Consider the following 24651-nt stretch of genomic DNA (forward strand, 5'->3'; position numbering starts at 1 on the left):
GTATGGGATGGTGGAGCGAAACCATTGATATCGTAAAAGAAAATGATCCAGCGGCACGCAACAGTTTGGAAGTTTTGCTGACTTATCCAGGTGTTAAGGCCTTAGCTGCCCACCGTCTCTCGCATTTTCTATGGAAGCACGGCTTCAAACTCCTAGCTCGGATGCACAGTCAGTTTTGGCGCTTTTGGACCCAAATCGAGATTCATCCGGGTGCCCAGATTGACTCAGGTGTTTTTATCGACCATGGTTCAGGTCTGGTGATTGGAGAGACGGCGATTGTTGAAAAAGGCGTTCTTCTCTATCACGGAGTAACACTTGGTGGGACAGGGAAGGATGTTGGCAAACGCCATCCGACTGTGCGTAAAGGAGCTCTCATATCAGCCCATGCCCAAGTCATCGGACCAGTGGAAATCGGTGAAAATGCCAAAGTCGGTGCTGCTGCAGTAGTCGTGGCAGACGTACCTAGTGATGTGACAGTTGTCGGTATTCCAGCTAAGATCGTCCGAGTTCATGGACAGAAGGATGAACCAACGATCCACGAAGTCGAAGAAAAACGAGAGTACTACGTCAATAAACTCGAGCAGGCTAAAGAAGCCAGTCACAGATCGTCGGGGTTGTAGAAGATAGCTATATGATTCAAGCAAGAAATAAGTTGAGCCAAGAAGAGTTATTTGAAGCGAAAAAACTAATTGACTGTTGCCAAGCCTATGATGGAACTTATCGTGATCCCTATCTTTCTAACATGCTTAATTTTGACCCAAACATGCCCGCCTTTTTCCTTTATTATGAAAAAGGCGAACTTGTTGGTCTATTAACTGTCTATGCTGATGACCAAGATGTGGAAGTGACGATACTGGTTCATCCAAATCATCGCCGTCAGGGAATTGCGCGTGCTTTGTTTACGAGTTTTGAGAAAGAAACGGCTTCTTTCCCTATTCGTTCAGTTACTTTTCAGACAGAACGTATTTTTCTAGAGGGTCATCCTGATTTTGTCAGCAACTGGGGATTGGTCGAGGATGAAGAGACAGAAACCTGGTTAGGTAAGGATAGAAGACCTTATCAGTTAGTAACTGTTTCTAATCTTGAAGTTTTGTTAGCAGATAGTTCGTATCAGGAGCAAATTAGCCAGTTAAAATTTCAGGCATTTTCAGAGGAACATGAATCGAGAGAAGTTGTGGATAGATATGTCGCTGAAGCTCTGAAGGATTCAGAAAGTCGCCTATATATTTTATTAAAAGACGGTCAGGTTATTGGGACTTGCACGGTAGATTTATCGACTAATACGAATTACTTCTACGGTTTAGCAATATCAGAACTTGAACGTGGCAAAGGCTACGGAAGCTATTTAGCAAAATCCCTAGTCAACCAACTGATTGAGCAAAATGATAAGGAATTTCAGATTGCAGTAGAGGACAGCAACGTAGGTGCCAAGCGCTTGTATGAAAAAATCGGCTTTGTCAAACAGACACAGGTAGTTTATTTGAATGAGAAAGAGTAGAAAAATGCTATTAGAAGAATTCGAAAATGTACCTGCTGTTATCGAACCAACTGATCGAAGTATTCGTGGTGGTGGAGAAATCTGTGACACGATCATTTTATCTTTTAATGGAGAAATCATTGAACGAGTAAAGCAGTTTGAAGATGTTTACGAAGGTGGCTATCTAACCAATCTAAATGGTAGATTTCCATGGTATATCTATGAAAAGGATGGGAGTAAGGTAGCAGTTGCTATAGCTACGATTGGAGCCCCGATGGTTGTTGGGCTCTTAGAAGAACTCAAAGCAAGAGGATTTAAGAACTTTATTGTGTTGGGTTCTTGCGGAGTTCTAGATCAGTCTATTCAGGCAGATAAGATTATCCTACCAAGTTCAGCTCTACGTGATGAAGGTACAAGTTATCATTACGCTCCTCCAAGTGATGAGATAGCTTATGACGAAACTTTGCTCTTAACCATGGAAGAAGCTTTGAACAAATCTGGCATTGAGCACATTCGAACAAAGGCTTGGACGACTGATGCCTTTTATCGAGAAACGCCTGATAAGGTCAAGCGTCGCTTGGCTGCTGGTGCACAAGTGGTGGACATGGAAGCTTCAGCTATCATGGCTTGGAGTCAATTTCGCAAGAGTAAAGTCTATCAGTTCTTCTACACAGCTGACTATGTGGATCATCATAACCGAGCCTGGGATGCCCGCCATGAAGAGCGGACAGCTGATGCCATGACTTTTTTCACTATCGCTTTGATAATAGCCAAGGAACTAGAAAGGTAACTACAAGAATGGCAGTATATTTTTACGGCTGTATCACCATGGATGGCTACTTGGCAGACAGTCAGCACAGGATAGACTGGCTGCATCAGCTTGGTTCTGTAGAGGATACAGGCTATGATGACTTTTACAGGCAAATGGATATCACCATCATGGGCAAGCGGACCTTTGAGGAAATCCAAGATTTGCAAGATGTAGAAAGTTTTTATCAAGCTACGGAAAACTATGTCTTTACGCATGATAGGCACCTGCCTGTCAGCAATTACCAGCCAGTAGCTGGGGATGTGGTGGACTTTGTTCGCCAGATTGACAAAGGCAAAAATGTCTTTGTGATTGGTGGTAATTCCTTAGTAGGACCGCTCTTGGATGCGGATCTTTTCGACCACCTCATTATTCAGATAGCACCCCTTATCCTAGGAAAGGGGGTTCCCCTCTTTACCCAAGAGGAAGGGCAGCGCTTTTACCAACTGGATAGCCTCAGACAATTTGGCCCATTTGCAGAGCTGGTTTTCAGCCGAAAAAGTCAGAAATAGAGAAGGGAGTGGACTGCATGATTAAAATTTACGACACCATGTCTCGTGATTTGCGAGAATTTGTCCCAATCGAAGAAGGAAAGGTTCGCATGTATGTCTGTGGGCCAACGGTATACAACTATATCCACGTTGGGAATGCCCGTTCGACGGTGGCTTTTGATACCATTCGTCGTTATTTCGAATACCGTGGCTACGAAGTTGCCTATATTTCCAACTTTACAGATGTAGACGATAAGATTATCAACCGTGCCAAGGAAGAAGGTATCACGCCTCTGGAGGTTGCGGACAAGTACATCGCTGCCTTTCGTGAGGATGTGACAGCCTTAGGCGTGAAACCTGCGACTCGCCATCCGCGTGTAGTAGAGTTTATGGCTGACATCATTCGTTTTGTCGCTGACTTGGTTGAAAAAGGCTTTGCCTACGAGAGTCAAGGAGATGTTTACTTCCGCGTGGAAAAATCTCACAACTATGCTAAGTTGGCCAATAAAACCTTGGAAGATTTGGAGCTGGGTGCTTCAGGTCGTACCGATGAAGAAACGGCTCGCAAGGAAAATCCTGTAGACTTTGCCCTTTGGAAAGCTGCAAAACCAGGCGAGATTTCTTGGGACAGTCCTTGGGGACCTGGTCGTCCGGGTTGGCATATTGAATGTTCAGTCATGTCGACAGAGATTTTGGGAGATACCATTGATATCCACGGTGGTGGAGCTGATTTGGAGTTTCCTCACCATACCAACGAAATTGCCCAGTCAGAAGCAAAAACAGGCAAGACTTTTGCTAACTACTGGATGCATAATGGCTTTGTCAATATCGACAATGTCAAGATGTCTAAGTCCTTGGGCAACTTTATAACCGTACACGATGCCCTTAAAACTCTTGATGGGCAAGTGTTGCGTTTCTTCTTTGCCACTCAGCATTACCGTAAACCTATCAACTTTACGGAAAAAGCAGTGCGTGATGCCGAGACCAATCTTAAGTATCTAAAAAACACTTATGAGCAACCATTTTCTGGGACTGTAGATGCTCAAGAGTTACAGGCTTTTAAAGATAAGTTTGTTGCCGCTATGGATGAGGATTTCAACTCCGCAAATGGTATTACAGTTGTCTTTGAAATGGCCAAATGGATCAACTCAGGAAACTATGATGCAAGTGTTAAGGAAGCTCTTGCGGCTATGTTGGAGGTCTTTGGGATTGTCTTTGTTGAGGAAGTTTTGGATGCAGACATTGAAGCCTTAATCCAAAAACGTCAAGAAGCGCGTGCTAATCGTGACTTTGCGACAGCAGACCAAATCCGTGATCAATTAGCGGCTCAAGGAATTAAGCTCCTTGACACCAAGGATGGAGTGAGGTGGACTCGTGATTGATGTCAATCTCATTAACGGGATTGCGCTAGCTTTTGAGGGAGATGCAGTTTACTCCATGTATATCCGTCGCCATCTCATCCTTAAAGGAATGACCAAACCCAATAAACTCCACCAAGAGGCGACTAAGTATGTGTCAGCCAAGGCTCAGGCTCGCTTGATTGCCCTCATGTTGGAAGAGCAAGTCCTGACGGAAAAAGAAGAAGAAATCTACAAACGTGGTCGCAATACCAATAGCCACACAAAGGCTAAAAATGCTGATGTGGTGACTTACCGCATGTCTACAGGTTTTGAAGCAGTGATGGGCTATCTCCATCTGACTGAAAATCTGGAGCGTCTAGAGACTATAATTTCTTGGTGCATCCAAAAAGTGGAGGGCTAGGATATGATTGCAAAAGAATTACAGGACTGGTTTCCTGAAGCTCAGATTTCAGATCAGCCGATTGAGAAACCAGGCTATCTTACTCTCCCTTTAGCTTCTCAGCAGTGGATTCTACTGGAGGAAGCTGGGCTCAGCGAGCGTGAAAAGCAGTTGGTTGCCCTTTTGACCCAGCAGGAGCAGGCTCGTTCGCTCAATCCTTGGTATCCCTATCTGATTGAGGGGAAGGGGCAGGCACCGCAAGCATTTAAAAAAATTCAGCTGGTTTATTGCCATCTTTCCTATTTCCAACAGGAAAATCTATCCTCTTGGCTAGACATGATGCGGACTCTTTTTCCCAACTGCCTGACAGTGCTACAGGTCGGGGCTCAGGATTATGTATTTGTGCTTCAACAAGATAAGTACAGCTCTGTTCGCTCAATTTTATCTGATACGATTGAAGCGGTTGAGTATGACTTTGGCCTTCGTCTGTCTATCATGTTGGGGCAGGTATGGTCTCAGGCAGGCCCTCAAGCCCTATCAGACTTAATCAAAGCAGAGCGAGATTTGTTTAAGACTTGGTGGCGTCAGGGTCACCAAGGTGTTCATACATTTTCACAACTCTATCTTTGGAGTATGGGAGAAAGACTAGTGGACTTGAAGGTAATCAAGGAATGCCTGCACCAGATAATCTTGGATCAGGACCAGATTCAGGAAATTATCCTTTCTCTCTGGGAAAACAGTGCTGTCCTAACTAAAACAGCCCAGCAACTCTATCTGCACCGAAATTCTCTCCAATACAAGATTGACAAATGGGAAGAATTGACAGGACTTCAGTTGAAGGAGTTGACGGATCTCACCCTTTGTTATCAGTTGATTTTACCAGATATTCTCTAAAGTTTTGTGCAAGTTGCACAGAACTTTTTTATTTTTTTGGTCACCTTGCCATAGAAAAGTAAAGCGTTTTCATCTATAATAAAACTATCAAAAGACAAAAGGAGTTCACCTCGATGGTAGAATTAAATCTTAAAAACATTTACAAAAAATATCCAAACAGCGAACACTATTCAGTTGAAGACTTCAACTTGGATATCAAAGACAAAGAATTTATCGTTTTCGTAGGTCCTTCAGGATGTGGTAAATCAACAACTCTTCGTATGATTGCTGGTCTTGAAGACATTACTGAAGGTACTGCATCTATAGATGGTGTGGTTGTCAACGACGTAGCTCCAAAAGACCGTGACATCGCCATGGTATTCCAAAACTACGCTCTTTACCCACACATGACTGTATATGACAACATGGCTTTCGGTTTGAAATTACGTAAATACAGCAAAGAAGACATCGACAAACGTGTACAAGAAGCAGCAGCAATCCTTGGTTTGAAGGAATTCTTGGATCGTAAACCAGCTGACCTTTCAGGTGGTCAACGTCAACGTGTTGCCATGGGTCGTGCGATTGTCCGTGATGCAAAAGTGTTCTTGATGGACGAGCCTTTGTCAAACTTGGATGCCAAACTTCGTGTATCTATGCGTGCTGAAATTGCGAAGATCCACCGTCGTATCGGTGCTACAACCATCTACGTAACCCACGACCAAACAGAAGCGATGACTCTTGCAGACCGTATCGTTATCATGTCAGCAACTAAGAACCCAGCTGGTACAGGTACTATCGGACGTGTTGAACAAATCGGTACTCCTCAAGAAGTTTACAAAAACCCAGTTAACAAGTTCGTTGCAGGATTTATCGGAAGCCCAGCTATGAACTTCATCAATGTGAAATTGGTTGGTAGCGAAATTGTTTCTGACGGTTTCCGCTTGAAAGTGCCAGAAGGTGCTTTGAAAGTTCTTCGTGACAAAGGCTACGAAGGAAAAGAATTGATCTTCGGTATCCGTCCAGAAGATGTGAATGCAGAACCTGCTTTCCTTGAAACATTCCCAGAGTCAGTTGTCAAAGCTACTATCTCCGTATCAGAATTGCTTGGTTCAGAATCTCACCTTTACTGCCAAGTTGGTAAAGACGAATTTGTTGCAAAAGTGGATGCTCGTGACTACTTGCAAACAGGTGCGACAGTTGAACTTGGATTTGACTTGAACAAAGCACACTTCTTCGACGTAGAAACTGAAAAAACAGTCTACTAAGCAAATGAAATGTCAAAACACTGCTAGAGAAATCTGGCAGTGTTTTTTTAATGATTGGTGTTGGCATAAAAACAGGCTTTTCTAGTTTTCATATCCTTAAAAAAGTGATAAAATGGTAGGAAGAATTGGAGAGTATAGATGCCGAAAGAAGTGAATTTGACGGGCGATCAGGTAGTCGCTTTAACGAGAGAATATTTAACAAAGGAAGACGTTGCTTTTGTACAAAAAGCATTGATTTACGCAGTTGACTGTCATAGTGGGCAGTTTCGGAAATCAGGTGAGCCCTATATTATTCATCCCATTCAGGTGGCAGGGATTTTAGCTAAACTCAAGCTAGATGCCGTGACGGTTGCCTGCGGTTTTTTGCATGATGTGGTTGAGGATACAGATGCGACACTGGATGATTTGGAGAGAGAGTTCGGTCATGATGTTCGGATTATCGTTGATGGGGTGACCAAGCTTGGTAAGGTTGAGTACAAATCACTCGAGGAACAATTGGCTGAAAATCACCGCAAGATGCTTATGGCCATGTCAGAGGATATCCGTGTTATCTTGGTTAAATTATCGGACCGTTTGCACAATATGCGGACTCTCAAACACCTTCGAAAGGATAAGCAAGAGCGTATCTCCAGAGAAACCATGGAAATTTATGCACCACTTGCTCATCGTCTAGGGATTTCCAGTGTCAAGTGGGAGTTGGAAGATCTATCTTTCCGTTATCTCAATCCAACTGAGTTTTACAAGATCACCCACATGATGAAGGAAAAACGCAGAGAACGTGAGGCTTTGGTCGATGAAGTTGTAACCAAGTTGGAAGAGTACGCTACAGAAAGAAATCTCAAAGGAAAAATCTATGGTCGTCCTAAGCATATCTATTCGATCTACCGCAAGATGCAGGATAAGAAGAAACGCTTTGAGGAAATTTATGACCTGATTGCCATTCGCTGTATCTTAGATACCCAGAGTGATGTCTATGCTATGCTGGGTTATGTGCATGAACTTTGGAAACCTATGCCAGGCCGCTTCAAAGACTATATCGCCAATCGTAAGGCCAATGGTTACCAGTCTATCCATACAACTGTTTATGGGCCAAAAGGGCCGATTGAGTTCCAGATTCGGACCAAGGAAATGCACGAAGTGGCTGAGTACGGGGTTGCGGCTCACTGGGCTTATAAGAAAGGCATTAAAGGGCAGGTCAACAGCAAGGAATCTGCTATTGGGATGAACTGGATCAAGGAGATGATGGAGCTCCAAGATCAGGCTGATGATGCCAAGGAATTTGTGGACTCTGTTAAAGAAAACTATCTGGCGGAGGAGATTTATGTCTTTACTCCAGATGGTGCAGTTCGCTCCCTTCCAAAAGATTCAGGACCGATTGACTTTGCCTATGAAATCCATACCAAAGTCGGTGAAAAAGCGACTGGTGCCAAGGTCAATGGCCGTATGGTTCCGCTGACAACCAAGCTTAAGACAGGGGATCAGGTTGAAATTATCACCAACCCCAACTCCTTTGGTCCGAGTCGTGACTGGCTCAACATGGTCAAGACCAGCAAGGCGCGCAACAAGATTCGTCAGTTCTTTAAAAATCAAGACAAGGAATTATCCGTTAACAAGGGCCGTGAAATGTTGATGGCCCAGTTCCAAGAAAACGGCTATGTAGCCAATAAATTCATGGACAAGCGTCATATGGACGAGGTCCTTCAAAAGACCAGCTACAAGACAGAGGAAGCTCTCTATGCAGCCATTGGTTTTGGAGAAATTGGCGCTATTACCGTCTTTAACCGATTGACCGAAAAGGAACGTCGTGAGGAAGAACGCGCTAAGGCCAAGGCGGAGGCAGAAGAGCTTGTCAAAGGTGGCGAAGTTAAGGTTGAAAATAAAGAAACCCTCAAGGTCAAGCATGAGGGTGGTGTGGTGATTGAAGGTGCCTCAGGACTCCTCGTTCGGATTGCCAAGTGTTGCAATCCAGTTCCAGGTGACGACATTGTCGGCTATATTACTAAGGGACGCGGTGTAGCTATTCACCGTGTGGACTGTATGAATCTCCGTGCCCAAGAAAACTATGAGCAGCGTCTCCTTGATGTGGAATGGGAAGATCAATTCTCAAGCAAGGAATACACTGCTCACATCGATATCTATGGTCTAAACCGTACAGGTCTTTTGAACGATGTTCTGCAAGTTCTTTCCAACACAACTAAGAATATCTCGACCGTTAATGCTCAACCAACCAAGGATATGAAATTTGCCAATATCCATGTGTCCTTTGGAATTTCAAACCTTTCTACTCTGACAACGGTCGTTGACAAAATCAAGAGTGTGCCAGAGGTCTACTCTGTCAAACGGACCAACGGATAATTGAATAGAAAGGCGCTTATGAAAATCATCATTCAACGAGTCAAGAAAGCCCAAGTGAATATCGAAGGTCAGGTTCAGGGAAAAATCAATCAGGGCCTCTTATTGTTGGTCGGTGTAGGCCCAGAGGACCAAGAGGAAGATCTGGATTATGCTGTCCGAAAGCTTGTTAATATGCGGATTTTTTCAGATTCGGAAGGCAAGATGAACCTGTCTGTCCAGGATATTGAAGGGGAAATCCTTTCGATTTCTCAGTTTACCCTTTTTGCAGATACTAAGAAGGGCAATCGTCCAGCCTTTACAGGAGCAGCCAAGCCTGATAGGGCATCAGACTTTTATGACGCTTTCAATCAAAAACTAGCTCAGGAAGTACCTGTTCAGACAGGTATCTTTGGAGCGGATATGCAGGTGGAGCTGGTCAATGACGGACCGGTCACCATTATCCTTGATACAAAAAATAGATAAGAAAACCAAGCCAGCTGGCTTGGTTTTTGTTTAGAAACACTCCCATAAAGAAATGTGTTTGTCGTAAAAGTCTGGATAGTTTTCCCTTAGGTGGCTAGCCGTCATATAATATAAAGTAGAATGACAACCAGTGACGATTGGCATAAGAGCGGAAAATCGCTGAGAACTAGCGAAGACAAAGAGGACAAATAATAGAAAATCGCTGATGAGTACTCCTAAATAGTAGAAGCGAAACTTTTTATTGATTTGAGGATAAATCTCAGAGAAATGTTTTTTGAGTCGGAAGACCAAGCGAGACAGCAGTAGTCCCTGAGCGAGGATGAAAATAAAACCAGAGAGCAGGAGCCAGTCTACAGAGAGATCGGTTTTGGAGATAAAAATTGCTAATAGTAGCAAATCGCTGACTGCAATAGCTGCAAAATGGATTCTAAAGAGCTTTTTCATAGGATGACCTCCCTCTTTTATCTACCTTCATTCTACACCAAATGAATGGGAGTTGCAACTAACATAATAAAAAATCCCTGAAAGGAATTTCTTTCAGGAATAAGGGGTTAGTTGATTTTTTCGACATAGAGTTGTTTGGCGATATCCATACTAACTTGGAGGTCTTCGTCTTTGTTGACCAGAGTAAAGCTATTGGAAAAGCCATCAAACTGCTTGACATGGACTTGGTCACCGATATGAATTGCGTGCTTTTCTAGATATTTGAGTAGTTCAAAACTATCATGAACACGAGTCAGGAGATAGGTTCCAGCTTCCTGGACGGCTGCTAGTGGCAGGTTATTGATTTCAACCAAGAGTTCTCCCTCGGCTGGTATGGTTCCACCGTGGGGGCAGGTTTGAGGGAAACCAAGCAGTTTATCCAGTCTCTTTACAAAAAGGTCGGAGACAGTGTGTTCTAGGACCTCAGCTTCTTCGTGGATCTGATCGCTAGTATAGTCCAAATGGTGAACTAGAAAGACTTCAATCAAACGGTGTTTACGATAGAGCTCAGAGACCAGTTTGAGACCAATATCTGTTAATAGATAGCCATTCTCCTTATCCTTGAGGATGAGATTTTCACTTTTCATGCGTTTGATCATCTCTGTTACAGCAGGCGGAGAGACCTGCATACGGGCAGCAATTTCTTTGTTGGTGATTTTTTGCATGTCCGTACCGATTTCATAAATACATTTTAAATAATCTTCTTTATTTGGAGTCATTCGTTTCCTCTTGTTCATTCTCTCCATCTAGTATACCAAAAAAAGCTAGATTTCTCTAGCTTTCTGTCATAATGCTTGTGATTTTAGTCTAGTTCTTTAACTGCAGCAATAGCAGCTTCAAAGTCTGGCTCCGTGTTGATATTGTCAACGTATTCTACATAACGGATGACATTGTCAGTATCGAGAACAAAGACGGCACGTGCAAGGAAATGCCATTCGTTGATCAAGAGCGCATAATCGCGTCCGAAAGAATGGTCGAAGTAGTCTGAAAGCATGATAGCATTGTCAAGACCTTCAGCCCCACACCAGCGTCCTTGAGCAAATGGTAGGTCCATAGAAACGGTAAGAACGACGGTGTTGTCAAGGTTGGCAAGTTCCTGGTTGAAGCGACGTGTTTGCGTTGAGCAGATCCCAGTATCGATAGAAGGGACAACACTCAAGACTTTTTTCTTTCCATCAAAGTCAGCTAGCGTTTTTTTAGAGAGATCGGTTGTCGTAAGAGAAAAGTCAAGTGCCTTGTCTCCGACTTGCAGTTGTTTACCTGTAAAGGTTACAGGATTTCCGAGAAAAGTGGTCATGAAACTACTCCATTCTTTTTTCTTTTATTTTACCGAGAATTGTCAGATTTTTCCAATGATTTGACCGGAAATTGAAAAACGCCAATTCGGTGAGAATGACGTTTTAAATGGATTATTTTGACAAACCTTCAGCAATCTTGTCAAGGTTGTATTTCATCATGTTGTAGTAGCTGTCACCTTCTTTACCTTCTTCAGCAATTGAGTCAGTGAAGATTTGTGCGTAAATTGGAATATTTGTGTCTTGTGAAACAGTCTTCATTGGACGGTCATCGACACTTGATTCAACAAAGAGTGATGGAACTTTTGTTTGGCGAAGCTTTTCAACCAAGGTCTTGATTTGTTCAGGTGTTCCTTCTTCTTCTGTGTTGATTTCCCAGATGTAGGCACTTGGGACTCCGTAAGCTTTAGAGAAGTATTTGAAGCATCCTTCGCTGGTTACAATGAGTTTTTTCTCAGCAGGGATATTGTTAAATTTCTCTTTGGCTTCCTTGTCTAGTTTGTCTAGCTTTTCAGTATAGTCTTTGAGATTTTTTTCGTAGAATTCCTTGTTGCTAGGGTCTTTTGCAATCAACTGTTTAGCGATATTTTTAGCATAAATCATCCCATTTTCAAGGTTGAGCCAAGCGTGTGGGTCTTCTTTGCCTTTCTCGTTTTGGCCTTCAAGGTAGATGATATCTACACCGTCGCTGACTGCAAAGTAGTCTTTGTTTTCAGTTTTCTTGGCATTTTCGACCAATTTTGTAAACCAAGCATTGCCACCTGTTTCAAGGTTGATACCGTTATAGAAAATCAAGTCAGCTTGAGAGGTTTTCTTAACGTCTTCAGGAAGTGGTTCGTATTCGTGTGGGTCTTGACCAACAGGAACGATACTATGAAGATCAATCTTGTCACCAGCGATATTTTTGGTAATATCAGCGATGATTGAGTTTGTAGCAACAACTTTTAGTTTTTGACCAGAAGCAGTATCTTTTTTTCCGCTAGCACATGCGACAAGTGCAATGACGGAAAGAAAGAGTACAAGCAATGTACCTAATTTTTTCATTAGATTCCTCCAGATAGGGTTTCCCGTTATTTAATGATTTTTTTGTTTTTCAGTTTCAAGTATCGTTGTTTAGGAGAGATAAAGAAACTGATTAGAAAGAAGCTGGCGGATGTGAGCACGATGCTGGATCCTGCTGCGAGATTGAAGCTATAGCCGATAAAGAGTCCCAAAACAGAAGCGGTTGCCCCTAGGGTTGATGAAAGGAAAATCATGCTCTTTAGGCTATTAGCATAAAGGTAAGCCGTCGCAGCTGGGGTGATCAACATGGCTACGATAAGAATCGTTCCAACACTTTGCATGGCGGTGACTGACACAAGGGTCAAGAGCACCATGAGCAGATAGTGGTAGAAATTGACGGGCATTCCCATGGCTTTAGCCAGGAGCTCGTCAAAGGATGTAATCAATAGTTGTTTAAAGAAAATCCCGATAATCAAAAGAATCAATGCCCCAACACCGATGGTGATCCACATGTCCGTATCTTGGACAGCGAGGATATTCCCAAAAAGGATATGGAAGAGGTCTGTCGAACTCTTGGCAACACTAATCAAGATGACACCTAAGGCTAAGAAAGATGAAAAGGTAATACCAATGGCGGTGTCACTCTTGATGATAGAGTTTCCCTTGATGTAGGTAATGATGATGGAAGCCATCAAACCAAAGATGATCGCTCCAATAAAGAAATCAATTCCCAGGATAAAGGAAAGGGCTACGCCGGGCAAAACTGCGTGAGAGATAGCATCTCCCATGAGAGACATCCCACGTAGGATGATAAAACATCCCACAGCTCCAGCAACAACTCCGATGACAATAGCTGTTATCAAGGCGTTTTGTAGGAAATGGAAATTTTGCAATCCATTGATAAATTCTGCTATCATAGGTCACCTCCATTGAAAAAGAGTTTGCTACCGTAGGCCTTTTTAAGATTGGCTTCGGTAAAGGTTTCTATAGTCGGACCAAGGTCTATTAATTCTCGATTGAGAAGCAAAACTTGGTCGAAATAATGGGGGACTTTGCTGAGGTCATGATGGACGATGAGAACTGTTTTACCAGATTTTTTTAGGTCTCTCAGCGTGTTCATGATAATCTCTTCACTAACCGAGTCAATCCCGACAAAAGGCTCATCTAAAAAGATGTAGTCAGCTTCCTGCACAAGGCAGCGGGCAATCAACACACGTTGGAATTGTCCTCCTGAGAGCTGGCTGATTTGGCGATCAGCATAGTCTGAAAGTCCAACGATTTCAAGAGCCTCTGCCACTTTTTTCCAGTGGCTGGCCTTTAAAGTGTGAAAAAGCGGGATAGATGGATAGAGTCCCAGTGAGACACATTCCTTGACCTTGATAGGGAAATTGTAGTCGATATGGATTTTTTGCTCGACATAGGCAACTCGATGTAAAGATTTCTTGACTTCTTTGTCGTCGAGAAAGGCCTGACCTTCATGTGGGATAATTCCCAACATACCTTTTAATAAAGTTGATTTTCCAGCACCATTTGGACCAATAATTCCGGTAATCGTTGGTCCTTGGAGCACTAGTGAAATATCCTTTAGTGCCAACGTTTCTTTGTAGGAGACACTGAGGTTTTCGATACGTATCATACAGTTGTATTCCTCCTGCCTTTTAATATACCTTAAAAAAAAAATTAAGTCAAGTTAATTTTTGAAAAATTTAAAATAATAACTGAAAAACGAAGAAAAAAGAGAAACCATTTTTAATTGCATTCCCAAGTGTTTTTTGCTAAGCTAAGAATAAGTGAAAAATGAAAGCGAGAACAAGATGACACGTTATCAAGATGATTTTTATGATGCTATTAATGGCGAATGGGAAAAAACAGCTGTCATTCCAGCTGATAAATCTCGAACAGGTGGTTTTATTGACCTTGATGAGGAAATTGAAGAGTTGATGCTGGCAACAACGGACAAGTGGTTGGCAGGAGAGGATGTCCCAGAGGATGCTATCCTCGCAAACTTTGTTAAGTACCATCGCATGGTACGCGATTTTGATAAGAGAGAAGCAGATGGGATCAAGCCCGTCCTTCCTCTGCTCAAGGAATATCAGGATTTGGAGAGTTTTGCAGATTTTACCAGCAAACTGGCAGAGTTCGAACTAGCTGGTAAACCAAACTTCCTTCCATTTGGTGTATCGCCAGACTTTATGGATGCCAGAACCAATGTTCTTTGGGCCAGTGCTCCAGGAACAATCTTGCCAGATACAACCTACTATGCTGAAGACCATCCTCAACGTGAGGAGCTCTTGACTCTTTGGAAGGAAAGTACAACGAATCTTCTCAAAGCCTATGATTTCTCAGACGAGGAAATCGCAGACTTACTAGAGAAGAGATTGGAATTGGACCGTCGTATCGCAGCAGTGGTTCTTTCAAACGAAGAAAGTTCAGAATATGCCAAACTCTACCATCCATACGCTTATGAGGATTTCAAGAAATTTGCCCCTTCCCTACCTTTGGATGATTTCTTCCAAGCTGTTCTTGGGCAAATTCCAGATAAGGTTATCGTAGACGAGGAACGTTTCTGGCAAGCAGCAGAGCAATTCTATAGTGAAGAAGCATGGCCTTTGCTTAAGGCGACTTTGATTTTGGGCGTAGTCAATCTTTCAACCAGCTATCTAACTGACGAGATTCGTGTTTTGTCAGGTGCCTACGGACGTGCCCTTTCAGGTGTGCCAGAAGCTCAGGACAAGGTCAAGGCAGCTTATCATTTGGCCCAAGGTCCCTTTAAGCAAGCCCTTGGTCTCTGGTACGCGCATGAAAAATTCTCTCCAGAAGCTAAGGCAGACGTAGAGAAAAAAGTAGCGACTATGATTGACGTTTATAAGGAACGTTTGGCTAAGAATGACTGGCTCACGCCTGAAACGCGTGACAAGGCCATTGTCAAACTTAATGTCATCAAGCCTTATATCGGTTATCCAGAGGAATTGCCAGCCCGCTACAAGGACAAGGTAGTGGATGAAACTGCCAGTCTCTTTGAGAATGCCCTAGCCTTTGCGCGTGTGGAAATCAAGCACAGCTGGAGTAAGTGGAACCAACCGGTTGACTACAAGGAGTGGGGCATGCCTGCTCATATGGTCAATGCCTACTATAATCCTCAGAAGAACTTGATTGTCTTCCCAGCGGCTATTTTACAGGCTCCATTCTATGACTTGCACCAGTCGTCTTCAGCCAACTACGGTGGTATTGGTGCTGTTATTGCTCACGAGATTTCTCATGCCTTTGACACAAATGGTGCGTCCTTTGATGAAAATGGTAGCCTCAAGGATTGGTGGACAGAGAGTGACTATACTGCTTTCAAAGAAAAAACACAAAAAGTTATCGACCAGTTTGATGGGCAAGAATCTTACGGTGCAAGAATCAACGGGAAACTAACCGTGTCTGAAAACGTTGCTGACTTGGGAGGAATTGCTGCAGCCCTTGAAGCTGCTAAGAGAGAACCAGACTTCTCAGCTGAAGAATTTTTCCACAACTTTGCTCGTATCTGGCGCATGAAAGGCCGTCCAGAATTGATGAAACTTATGGCCAGTGTCGATGTGCACGCGCCTGCCAAACTCCGTGTCAATGTGCAAGTGCCAAACTTCGATGACTTCTTTACAACATACGATGTCAAAGAAGGCGACGGCATGTGGCGTTCACCAGAGGACCGTGTGATTATTTGGTAAAGTAAGTCTCTAACCAAGTATCATCTTGGAATTAATGGTTCATTTTTGAAGTTTATCAATCTGAAAATGCAATGCTATCGAGGTTAACATGAAGAAATTTTTAATGACGCTTTCAGCTATTCTTTCGATTTCAGTTTTAGCATCTTGTAGTCTCAATAAAAATAGGAACAATACAGAACCTTCATCTGCACTATCATCTGTCTCCAAAGACGATAAGACTAGTGTATCAACAGAAGCTAAGGCTGAAAATACTAGTGACTCGTCAACCAAGGAATCGCAATCGACTGCTGAAAATAAGAAAGAAACCAGACAAGATTTATATAAAGAAGTGATTGAACGCTATAAACACTTTACAGACCTTTTAAAACAAGGTAATAGAGAAGATTTATACAAGGAAAATAAACAAGATAAGATTACTTCAGAAGAATATGGCCTAGTTTTCTCTCGAATGGATTATCAAAATGCATCTGATTGGAAATACGCAATTGTTGATTTGAATAAGGATGGTCAAGACGAGTTGCTTATTGGCGATGAAAAATTTATTTCAGCCATTTATTATTTGGAAAATCAAAAACCTAGCTTACTTCACACAGCATATATAGCTTCTGCAGGTGGTTTTCGCTCAGGATTTGATATTTATGAAAACGGTCAAGTCTCTTATGCAGACTGGCAGTCAACTCGTCCAGAAATGAATCTGGCTCTATATTCGTTTGATAAAAATGGAGTGCAGAAGATTAAAGAAGCAACTATTCAAATAGGTGGCAATGAAAAAGCAGAGCAAGTTTTAGATATCTCTTCTGAAAAGCTTGATTTGTCTAACATTGACTGGAAAGAATTGAATCGAGCTAATTAGTTTTGAATTATTTTTCTAGTTCAACTTTGATTCTACTGAGCAAATATTAACATAGAAATAGAAGCTACAAAAAAACCAAGGAAATTATCCTTGGTTTTTGCTTGCTAGAAAAAGGGATTAAAGGTTTTTTCGTGAGCGATAGTCGTAGCTGGACCATGTCCAGGATAGACATCGTAGTTAGGAAGGGTGAAGAGTTGCGTCTGGACACTATGGAGAAGTTGTTCTATGCTACCTGTAGGAAGGTCTGTCCGACCGATGGTTTCGCGGAAAAGAGCATCTCCCGTCAAGACTAGATGAGCATCAGGAAAGACGAGGGAAACGCCGCCAATAGAGTGCCCTGGGGTAGGTAGAACTGTAAAACGAAATTCCTCAAGCTGGTATTCCTCATGAAAGACAAAGGTGTGCTCTGCTGGTTTTGCGACCACATCTGCCATATCATCATGACGAGGGAGACCAGAGAGATTATCGACTGGAGTGTAAAGCCAGCTAGCTTCGCTCTCTGCTACATAAACTGGAGGATTTCCAAAAGTTTCACGAACCAAGTCCAGACTCATAATATGGTCGTAGTGGGTGTGGGTCAGGAGAATCGCACAGACGGGTTTGTTGATTTTCTCAATAGTCTTGCGAATAGCTTCCCAATGGCTACCTGGGTCAACTACAATCAGGTGTTGTTCTCCCTCTATGTAGTAGGTATTTTCATAGGCAACGGGATTCACGGTTTTATGGATTTTCATAAAGTCTCCAATCTCAAAGAAAGTACTAAACTAAGTATAGCATAGAAGAAGGAAATAAAGTGAAGAGAAAGTCCCTCTTTTGTATTCAAGGTTGGTTGATTTATATTAAAAAAAGAAGGAAATTGCTGTAAGATAAGTTGTTTCGGATTTTTTAGTTGAACGGTAATAAGAGAATAGCATAAATAAGAAATAACTGATAAAAATACAGTTTCTTTTATTGAGAACGCATTTGGATTTTATAGTTATAATTATAAATAAAATATGTTAAAAAATAATATTTGCGAAGTGTATCAAAATATAAATATAATAATTTGATACATTAAATAGTATTTTATTTGTTTTCATATAATAACAAAAAACAAGGTTTACAGTTTGTAAATAAAGGGTTTTGATAGAGTTTTATGAATCAAATAATTTGAATATTATAACTTTATTTTAAATAAAATTATAAAAGTTGTTGAAAAAGATAGGGAAAAGTGTTAGTATGAATATGCATATTGAATACGAGGATATAATCCTTTTAGAATAATGAAATTTAAGGACCATTTTTTGAGTAGGGAAGAAATTTCGTTTTTTCTATATTTCAATATCAATATAATAAAAATAGGAAGGTTGTGTATCTTATGAAGAGTAAGCAACAGGGGTTTAGAACGGAGAAGTACATTCGTTATGGCATTCGGAAGTACAGCTTTGGGGCAGCGTCGGTGGCAATTGCGGCCGGTTTGATGATGTTCCTAGGTAATGGTGCGGTATCGGCAGCGGAAGTACAAGGTGCAGATGCAACAGTGGCAACGACAACACCAGTAGCAACAAAGGAGTCGGAGTCAACTATAACGGCGGAGAAATCTGAAGCTAAGGCGTCAGAAAAAGTAGTAGAGACTAAAAAAGTTGATAAGACTGCTCTGACTAAAAAAGTAGTTGAGTTAGAAGCGAAGATTGCATCTGCAAAGAAAGCTGATGCAACAGCGATAGCTACTGCAAATGAAGTATTGACTGCGGCAAAGGCAGTTCTTGCAAACGAAACTGCAAAACAGGCTGATATCGATGCAGAGCATGCTAAAGTTGAAGCTTTGATTACAGTTGTAGTTGAGTCAGACGAAGCTGGGAAACAAGTTGAGGAAACAGCAGCAACTACAGCAGTCAAACCAGTGGCGACCACTGCTACAGAAAAAGCAGAAAAAGTAGAAGAAACAAAAGAAACTGTCGAACCAGTCCAAGAAGGTAAAAAAGTCTTAGAACAAGTTACGTCTGAAGCTGAGGTAACCAATGTTTTAGCAACTGAAGCAGTCCGTAGAAATAAGCTTGAGGCTGAAAACAAAGCAGCAATTGAGGCGGCGATAGCTAATAATAAGGAAGTTATTGCAGAAACCAAAAAAGTCCTAGCGAATGATACCCTTACAGCTAAACAAATCAATGATCAATTGTCACGCTTAAATGATTCCATTATTGCTGTCTACAATGATTTGAAGAAAGCGGGAGTTGGAAAAGACGGAAACTTCGGAGTAGCTTTGGCTGCTCAAGATTTCTATGCTGAAGAGGGTTCTAACACAACTCATGCATCGGAAACAAACGCTTCAAATCATACTGGTAAAGATACCTATACAATTCCGGTACAAGAAATTAAATTAATTACGGGTACTGATGCTACAGGGCTAGAGATTGAAGTCTATTCTAATCAACGGACTGGTGAAGATACCAATGCTGGAAATGGGATGCATACAGAACAAGGTGGAAAAACTGGTCATAACAACAAAGGACGTGTAGACTATCCATTAACCCCTGATGCCGCTAAAAAGTTAGCTGAAGAAGCACCACTTTGGAGAAATAAACTCCGTGCGGATGGGTCAAGAATTTCAAACGCTGCGACGTCAATATACTCTGCTAACGGTGGTTATGAATACCTAGCTACAGAAATTTATGGCTATGGGTATGAACAAGGAGTTGACAGAGTTTATATTAAAGGTTTGAAAGATCGTATTGCAGTTACAGAAAAAGCTAAGCAAGCTGGTTGGAGTCTTACCTCTGTAACACCAACTAACCTTGTACCAGGTGTTGCTTATGATGAGGCGACAGATACCATTCAAGGTAAAGTAATTGCTGGTATTGAAAATGGAGTGTATGACTTACGATTCAATATTACTGCAACGAATACAGATGGGCGGACTGTTACCTTCCAAATTCAGAATCTACGTGCTGGTTGGGTAGGTTGGCAAGATAGCACACCTCCTACAATTCAGTCAGATTCAGCTCGTTATGATAGAACTGTTGGTGATGATGCGAATATCAATCTTCGTTTTCATGATTCTTCGGGAGCTAGTGCGATACCTGGCAATTCAGCAGGAAACTATGACTATACAACTGCTGAAGGTAAAGTAGTTAAAGTTCGTCAAAATTCTTCTAAAGCAGTCACAGGTGTCTCAGGCTACAACACTATAGGAGCAGAATTAGATGATTCTAAAGTGTTGATTCCTGGTACCAACTATACTGTAACAAACAGTACTGCTGAAGAGCAAAAAGCTGCTGGAACCAATATGGGTAATGCTGTCATTGGAGGTAAGGTGACAGAGGCAGGTATCTATACCATTTCAGTATTTGCTAAAGATTATGATAAGTTATCTAATAATACGACATGGAATCAGTCAGGTCAAGAGGCGCACGGTTCTATTACTGTAGTTGTTAAGCCTAAAGTTGAAGTTCAAAACGTTGAAACCTATTCAACAACAGTTCCTGTTAAAATCTCGAAAGGTGCTACAAGTGCTAAGGTTACAATGCCAGATGGAACTGTAACAAACTTGAAAGCCGTTAATGGTAAATGGCTTGTAGATAGTGGTTCAACCAATACAGCGGTTACTGAAAATCAAGAACTAGGTGCTGTAGATTCAAATACTGTCTTTAATATTCCAGTCACGTCAGAGGCAACTGCAAAAGTTGGTGTTGATAATATCAAAGTAGAAGCATCAGCTGAAAATGTTAAGGGAACTTTCTTACGTGATCAAGTTGAATTGAATGGAACTGATGGGCAAAAACACACTGCAGTTTTAAATAGTACATCTGGTCACTGGGAGCTTCCTGCCGACTATGCCGAAGTGAAAACAGCAAATGGAGATGGGACTACAACTTGGACGAAACGCCAAGTATACACTGAAACGAAACTAGATGGCGGTATGAAATTCTTCATTTACGAATATACTCGTCAACTTGATAAAGATGGAAATGTAACAAGTGTAACTACTCCTGATCGTCCAATGACGGAATATGTTTCTCAAAATACTAACCAAGCTGGCGATGGTATGTCAGTAACTATTACTTTTGACAAATATTCAAACACATGGACATCATCAGATGGAACAGAAGTTACTGCTAAAAAGTTGGGTGATGATTCATGGGAAGTTCATACTAAATCAGGTTTTGGTGGAATCATTAGAGGAACAATCGCAACTAACTCAGATGTTGCGACTGTTGTCAATACGAAACCAACTGCAAGCTCACAAGATTATACTTCTACTAAAGGAACTGCGGTAGATCTCCGTAATGAAGCAAAAGCTGCAGTGACAATCTCTGATGCAGAAGATACTAAGTACGGAAAAACAACTTACATTACTCGTATTACAGTAACATCTCCTTCAGGAGTTCAGAAGGTTTATGACACTAAACAAGATGCAAACAACTATAATCTTGCTAGTGGTTATACACTGAGTGAAGTGGGGGTCTATACAGTAACAGTTGACGTTATTGATAGTAATGGCAATTACACAACAGATGCTACAATAGGTGGAACTGAATCTGGTGTGGATCATGGGGCTGGCTCATCAACCGCTACAACAACTTACCACATCACAGTAACAGACACGATTGAAGGTCATAATGTAACATCCACAGATGTTCAAGGAGCGACTCAAACAGGTACTCCAACCTTTACATCTGTTGGTGATGGCTCACCTGTGGCACCAAGTGCTACTTCACCTGCTAAGTTGGTAGATCCTACCACTGGTAAGTTAGTTGACCAAGTAACAATTGATGGTCAAGGAACATACACAATTAATAATGAAACTGGTGTTGTGACATTTGTTCCGTTGAAAACATTCACAGGTACAGCAGCCCCAGTGACTGTATCATTAACAGCAACTCTTGGTCAAGATAAAGATGGACAACCTATTACCGCTACAGCGACAGCAACATATACTCCAACTGTTACACCAGTTACTCCAACAGCAACTCCTGCAGAATCAACTGGTATCCAAGGCGCTACTCAAACAGGAACGGTAGCATTCAAAGAAGGACACTCTGTTGCTCCAATCAAGCCGAACTCAGCTGTTCTTCTTGATAAGAATGGTACTCCGGTAGCACCTGGAGCTTCAGTAGATGCTTTGGATGAGAATGGTAACAAAGTAGGGGAATATACAATTGACCCAACTTCAAATACTGTAACATTCAGTCCAACCGATAAGACTTACAAAGGTAAAGTCCAACCTGCAACAGTTCAGGCTGAAGATGAGAATGGTACAAAAGTTAAGACAACTTATACTCCACATATTGTAGGTGTTACTCCAACAGCAGAACCTGCTAAGTCAGTTGATGTCCAAGGAGCAACTCAAGAAAGTACAGTAACATTCAATGGTGGTACGACTACATTGGATGGTAAACAGGTGACTGTGGATATTGACCCAGCTACTTTCACTCTTTTAGATGAAACCGGAACTCCAACAACATCTGTTCCAGCTAAAGACCCTAGTGGAAATGTTATTGGTACATATACTCTGAAAACAGTTGGTGGACAAGCCGTTGCAGTCTTTACCCCAACTGATAAGACTTATAGTGGTGAAGTTCAACCTGTGCGTGTACAGGCTAAAGATAAAAATGGTATTTCGGTTGAAACAACTTACACACCATTGATTACGCCAGTTATACCAACAGCAACTCCAGCAACTTCTGAAAATATTCAAGGAGCAACACAAACAGGCACCCCTACATTTGTTCAAGGTGATGCAATTGCACCAATTAAACAGGGTTCAGTAAAACTTCTTGATAAAGAAGGAAATGAAGTTCCTGCAGGTCAGACAACTCCAGCTTATGCTGAAGATGGGACTACTGAAATTGGTACATTCTCTATTGATCCAACAACTGGAAAGGTAACCTTTAGTCCAACGGATAAATTGTATTCTGGTAAGGTTACTCCAGCAACTGTGCAAGCAGAAGATGAAAACGGAACTAAAGTGACGACAACTTACACGCCACAAATTATCCCAGTAAATCCTATTGGAGTTCCTGCGACTTCTGAAGATGTTCAAGGTGCAACTCAAACTGGAAAACCAGAATTCCAAGGTGGAACTGCAGTTGTCAATGGAAAAGAAGTTACTGTTGAGATGAATGACACTGTTCCAGCTAAATTGATTGATTCTAAAACTGGAAATGTTGTGGATTCTATCACTATTCCGGGTGAAGGTACTTATACTGTAGCACCGGACGGAACAGTAACCTTTGTTCCTGAAAAAACCTTTACAGGTCAAGCATCAGGCGTTGAAGTTTTACGTGAAGACAAGAATGGAACCCCAGTTACAGCAAGCTACACTCCAGTTGTTAAGGAAGCAATTCCAACAGCTACTGATGCTGTTACAGAAGACATTCAAGGTGCAACTCAAAAAGGAGTGCCTACATTCCTAGGTGGTAGGGTTACTGTTAATGGAGTGGAAAAAATTGTTCCTATTGATGAAACCAAGGGTCTTGAACTTATTGATCCAAAAACAGGAAAACCAACAGATCAACCAATTGTCATTCCAGGCGAAGGAACTTATACTGTAAATAATGGTATGGTAGAATTTAAGCCAGAACCACAATTTACTGGAAAAGGAACAGGCGTAGAAGTTCAACGTGTAGATGAGAATGGAACTCCTGTAAAAGCTAAATACACTCCAGTTGTTAAACCAGCAACTCCAACAAGTTCGGATGTTATTACAACAGATGTTCAGGGTGCAACTCAATCAGGAACACCAACATTTGAAGGTGGAAAAGTCAAAGTTAATGGTATTGAGAAAACTGTTGAAATTGATGAAGCAGTCAAACCAACGTTTGATGATGGTACAACAGAGAAGACAGTTCCAGGTGAAGGTACATATACTATTGATGAAACTGGAAAAGTAACCTTTACTCCCGAGAAGACATTTACAGGTCAAGCAACAGGTGTGACTGTTAAGCGTGTTGATAAGAATGGAACCCCAATTACAGCTAAGTATACCCCAGTTGTTATCCCGGTTACACCTACTTCAAAAGATTCTGAATCAGAAGGTCCGAAAGGACAACCTCAATCAGGAACACCAACATTTGAAGGCGGAAAAGTAACAATCAATGGTAAAGAAATTCCGGTAGAAATTGATGAAACAGTCAAACCAACGTTTGATGATGGTACAACAGAGAAGAAGGTACCAGGTGAGGGTACATATACTATTGATGAAGCTGGAAAAGTTACTTTCACACCAGAGCCAGAATTTGTAGGTCGAGCAACTGGAGTAACAGTTAAACGTGTTGATAAGAATGGAACCCCAATTACAGCTAAATACATCCCTACTGTACGTCCGAATACTTCATTTGTTGATACTAAAGGAAATATCCTAGCACCAAGTGAAGATGGTTCGCAACCTAAGAAAGATATTCCAGGATATAAAATTGTTGAAACTAAGGTTGATGAAAAAGGCAATGTGGTCCACGTTTATGAGAAGGTTAAGACCAGCCATAAAGATAAGGAAGGCAATGACATTCCAGGTTATCCAAGCGAAGACGGTGAACAACCTAAGAAAGATATCCCAGGTTACCGCTTCGTAGAGACTAAGAAACTTCCAAACGGCGACACAGAACATGTCTACGAAAAAGTGAAGACCAGTCATAAGGATAAGGAAGGCAATGAAATTCCAGGCCATCCAACCGAAGACGGCGAACAACCGAAGAAAGATATTCCAGGTTACCGCTTCGTAGAGACTAAGAAACTTCCAAACGGCGACACAGAACATGTCTACGAAAAAGTGAAGACTAGTCACAAGGATAAGGAAGGCAATGAAATTCCAGGTTATCCAACCGAAGACGGCGAACAACCGAAGAAAGATATTCCAGGTTAC

Annotated in this window: 20 protein-coding genes; 13 read left to right on the forward strand and 7 right to left on the reverse strand. The window is 41.8% G+C overall.

Features of this window, described 5'->3' with window-relative positions:
- The first annotated feature begins 2 nt into the window (after window positions 1–2).
- The 10 genes from cysE (at window position 3) to dtd (ending at window position 9471) form a co-directional block, all read left to right on the forward strand.
- Window positions 3–620 (forward strand): serine O-acetyltransferase, encoded by a 618-nt coding sequence (cysE, locus tag A0739_RS06105; RefSeq protein WP_061587394.1) that lies wholly within the window; start codon window positions 3–5, stop codon window positions 618–620.
- A gap of 11 nt (window positions 621–631) precedes the next feature.
- A complete protein-coding gene (locus A0739_RS06110; RefSeq protein ID WP_000613639.1) occupies window positions 632–1498 on the forward strand; it encodes a GNAT family N-acetyltransferase in 867 nt (288 codons plus the stop codon).
- Between the two features lie 4 nt (window positions 1499–1502).
- The gene (locus A0739_RS06115; RefSeq protein ID WP_000923415.1) at window positions 1503–2267 is read left to right on the forward strand and encodes a nucleoside phosphorylase; all 765 of its coding nucleotides are present in this window, start codon (window positions 1503–1505) and stop codon (window positions 2265–2267) included.
- Window positions 2268–2275: 8 nt separating this feature from the next.
- Window positions 2276–2797: a dihydrofolate reductase family protein gene (locus A0739_RS06120; RefSeq protein ID WP_000301981.1), complete on the forward strand. Its 522-nt coding sequence runs from the start codon at window positions 2276–2278 to the stop codon at window positions 2795–2797.
- A 17-nt stretch (window positions 2798–2814) separates the two neighbouring features.
- Window positions 2815–4158: a cysteine--tRNA ligase gene (gene cysS, locus A0739_RS06125; RefSeq protein WP_061587395.1), complete on the forward strand. Its 1344-nt coding sequence runs from the start codon at window positions 2815–2817 to the stop codon at window positions 4156–4158.
- Window positions 4151–4537 (forward strand): Mini-ribonuclease 3, encoded by a 387-nt coding sequence (locus tag A0739_RS06130; protein ID WP_000567909.1) that lies wholly within the window; start codon window positions 4151–4153, stop codon window positions 4535–4537. Before cysS ends, A0739_RS06130 begins: the two co-directional genes overlap by 8 nt.
- Window positions 4538–4540: 3 nt before the next feature.
- Window positions 4541–5410, forward strand: a complete 870-nt coding sequence (locus A0739_RS06135; RefSeq protein ID WP_061587396.1) for a helix-turn-helix domain-containing protein — start codon at window positions 4541–4543, stop codon at window positions 5408–5410.
- 113 nt (window positions 5411–5523) lie between these two features.
- Window positions 5524–6654: an ABC transporter ATP-binding protein gene (locus A0739_RS06140; RefSeq protein WP_000229944.1), complete on the forward strand. Its 1131-nt coding sequence runs from the start codon at window positions 5524–5526 to the stop codon at window positions 6652–6654.
- A gap of 138 nt (window positions 6655–6792) precedes the next feature.
- On the forward strand, window positions 6793–9009 hold the full coding sequence (locus A0739_RS06145) for a RelA/SpoT family protein (RefSeq protein ID WP_001123780.1): 2217 nt from the start codon (window positions 6793–6795) through the stop codon (window positions 9007–9009).
- Between the two features lie 18 nt (window positions 9010–9027).
- Window positions 9028–9471, forward strand: a complete 444-nt coding sequence (dtd, locus tag A0739_RS06150) for a D-aminoacyl-tRNA deacylase (protein WP_061587397.1) — start codon at window positions 9028–9030, stop codon at window positions 9469–9471.
- A 30-nt stretch (window positions 9472–9501) separates the two neighbouring features.
- Here dtd and A0739_RS06155 read toward each other — a convergent pair whose 3' ends face one another.
- From A0739_RS06155 to A0739_RS06180, 6 genes are all read right to left on the reverse strand, one after another.
- Window positions 9502–9915 (reverse strand): hypothetical protein, encoded by a 414-nt coding sequence (locus A0739_RS06155; RefSeq protein ID WP_061587398.1) that lies wholly within the window; start codon window positions 9913–9915, stop codon window positions 9502–9504.
- A 107-nt stretch (window positions 9916–10022) separates the two neighbouring features.
- Complete coding sequence (locus A0739_RS06160; protein ID WP_061587399.1) at window positions 10023–10673, reverse strand: metal-dependent transcriptional regulator; 651 nt, start codon at window positions 10671–10673, stop codon at window positions 10023–10025.
- A gap of 83 nt (window positions 10674–10756) precedes the next feature.
- On the reverse strand, window positions 10757–11251 hold the full coding sequence (gene tpx / locus A0739_RS06165) for a thiol peroxidase (protein ID WP_049520902.1): 495 nt from the start codon (window positions 11249–11251) through the stop codon (window positions 10757–10759).
- Window positions 11252–11363: 112 nt separating this feature from the next.
- Entirely contained in the window at window positions 11364–12293 is a 930-nt protein-coding gene (locus A0739_RS06170; RefSeq protein WP_061587400.1) for a metal ABC transporter substrate-binding protein, read from the reverse strand.
- Between the two features lie 26 nt (window positions 12294–12319).
- On the reverse strand, window positions 12320–13168 hold the full coding sequence (locus A0739_RS06175) for a metal ABC transporter permease (protein WP_000559799.1): 849 nt from the start codon (window positions 13166–13168) through the stop codon (window positions 12320–12322).
- On the reverse strand, window positions 13165–13887 hold the full coding sequence (locus tag A0739_RS06180; RefSeq protein ID WP_049477396.1) for a metal ABC transporter ATP-binding protein: 723 nt from the start codon (window positions 13885–13887) through the stop codon (window positions 13165–13167). The genes A0739_RS06175 and A0739_RS06180 overlap by 4 nt, the downstream gene beginning before the upstream one ends.
- A gap of 178 nt (window positions 13888–14065) precedes the next feature.
- Between A0739_RS06180 and A0739_RS06185 the strand changes: the two genes are divergently transcribed.
- Together A0739_RS06185 and A0739_RS06190 are read left to right on the forward strand one after the other, a co-directional pair.
- The gene (locus A0739_RS06185; protein WP_061587407.1) at window positions 14066–15958 is read left to right on the forward strand and encodes a M13 family metallopeptidase; all 1893 of its coding nucleotides are present in this window, start codon (window positions 14066–14068) and stop codon (window positions 15956–15958) included.
- Window positions 15959–16046: 88 nt separating this feature from the next.
- Complete coding sequence (locus A0739_RS06190; protein WP_061587401.1) at window positions 16047–16811, forward strand: hypothetical protein; 765 nt, start codon at window positions 16047–16049, stop codon at window positions 16809–16811.
- 104 nt (window positions 16812–16915) lie between these two features.
- On the opposite strand, the gene A0739_RS06195 is transcribed toward A0739_RS06190, so the two are convergent.
- Complete coding sequence (locus A0739_RS06195; protein WP_061587402.1) at window positions 16916–17545, reverse strand: MBL fold metallo-hydrolase; 630 nt, start codon at window positions 17543–17545, stop codon at window positions 16916–16918.
- A gap of 623 nt (window positions 17546–18168) precedes the next feature.
- Between A0739_RS06195 and A0739_RS06200 the strand changes: the two genes are divergently transcribed.
- Window positions 18169–24651: YSIRK-type signal peptide-containing protein (locus A0739_RS06200; RefSeq protein ID WP_061587403.1), on the forward strand; the 6483-nt coding region annotated here is incomplete at its 3' end.

It is taken from the genome of Streptococcus oralis, from assembly GCF_001588645.1.
Taxonomy (GTDB): domain Bacteria; phylum Bacillota; class Bacilli; order Lactobacillales; family Streptococcaceae; genus Streptococcus; species Streptococcus oralis_AB.

Excerpts from the sequence above, each read along its gene's own strand:
- A0739_RS06135 (WP_061587396.1), top strand. The coding sequence starts at position 4,541 with ATGATTGCAAAAGAATTACAGGACTGGTTTCCTGAAGCTCAGATTTCA.
- A0739_RS06115 (WP_000923415.1), top strand. The coding sequence starts at position 1,503 with ATGCTATTAGAAGAATTCGAAAATGTACCTGCTGTTATCGAACCAACT.
- dtd (WP_061587397.1), top strand. The coding sequence starts at position 9,028 with ATGAAAATCATCATTCAACGAGTCAAGAAAGCCCAAGTGAATATCGAA.
- A0739_RS06120 (WP_000301981.1), top strand. The coding sequence starts at position 2,276 with ATGGCAGTATATTTTTACGGCTGTATCACCATGGATGGCTACTTGGCA.
- A0739_RS06185 (WP_061587407.1), top strand. The coding sequence starts at position 14,066 with ATGACACGTTATCAAGATGATTTTTATGATGCTATTAATGGCGAATGG.
- A0739_RS06180 (WP_049477396.1), bottom strand. The coding sequence starts at position 13,887 with ATGATACGTATCGAAAACCTCAGTGTCTCCTACAAAGAAACGTTGGCA.
- A0739_RS06175 (WP_000559799.1), bottom strand. The coding sequence starts at position 13,168 with ATGATAGCAGAATTTATCAATGGATTGCAAAATTTCCATTTCCTACAA.
- A0739_RS06155 (WP_061587398.1), bottom strand. The coding sequence starts at position 9,915 with ATGAAAAAGCTCTTTAGAATCCATTTTGCAGCTATTGCAGTCAGCGAT.
- A0739_RS06190 (WP_061587401.1), top strand. The coding sequence starts at position 16,047 with ATGAAGAAATTTTTAATGACGCTTTCAGCTATTCTTTCGATTTCAGTT.
- A0739_RS06195 (WP_061587402.1), bottom strand. The coding sequence starts at position 17,545 with ATGAAAATCCATAAAACCGTGAATCCCGTTGCCTATGAAAATACCTAC.
- A0739_RS06110 (WP_000613639.1), top strand. The coding sequence starts at position 632 with ATGATTCAAGCAAGAAATAAGTTGAGCCAAGAAGAGTTATTTGAAGCG.
- A0739_RS06160 (WP_061587399.1), bottom strand. The coding sequence starts at position 10,673 with ATGACTCCAAATAAAGAAGATTATTTAAAATGTATTTATGAAATCGGT.
- cysS (WP_061587395.1), top strand. The coding sequence starts at position 2,815 with ATGATTAAAATTTACGACACCATGTCTCGTGATTTGCGAGAATTTGTC.
- tpx (WP_049520902.1), bottom strand. The coding sequence starts at position 11,251 with ATGACCACTTTTCTCGGAAATCCTGTAACCTTTACAGGTAAACAACTG.
- A0739_RS06145 (WP_001123780.1), top strand. The coding sequence starts at position 6,793 with ATGCCGAAAGAAGTGAATTTGACGGGCGATCAGGTAGTCGCTTTAACG.
- cysE (WP_061587394.1), top strand. The coding sequence starts at position 3 with ATGGGATGGTGGAGCGAAACCATTGATATCGTAAAAGAAAATGATCCA.
- A0739_RS06170 (WP_061587400.1), bottom strand. The coding sequence starts at position 12,293 with ATGAAAAAATTAGGTACATTGCTTGTACTCTTTCTTTCCGTCATTGCA.
- A0739_RS06140 (WP_000229944.1), top strand. The coding sequence starts at position 5,524 with ATGGTAGAATTAAATCTTAAAAACATTTACAAAAAATATCCAAACAGC.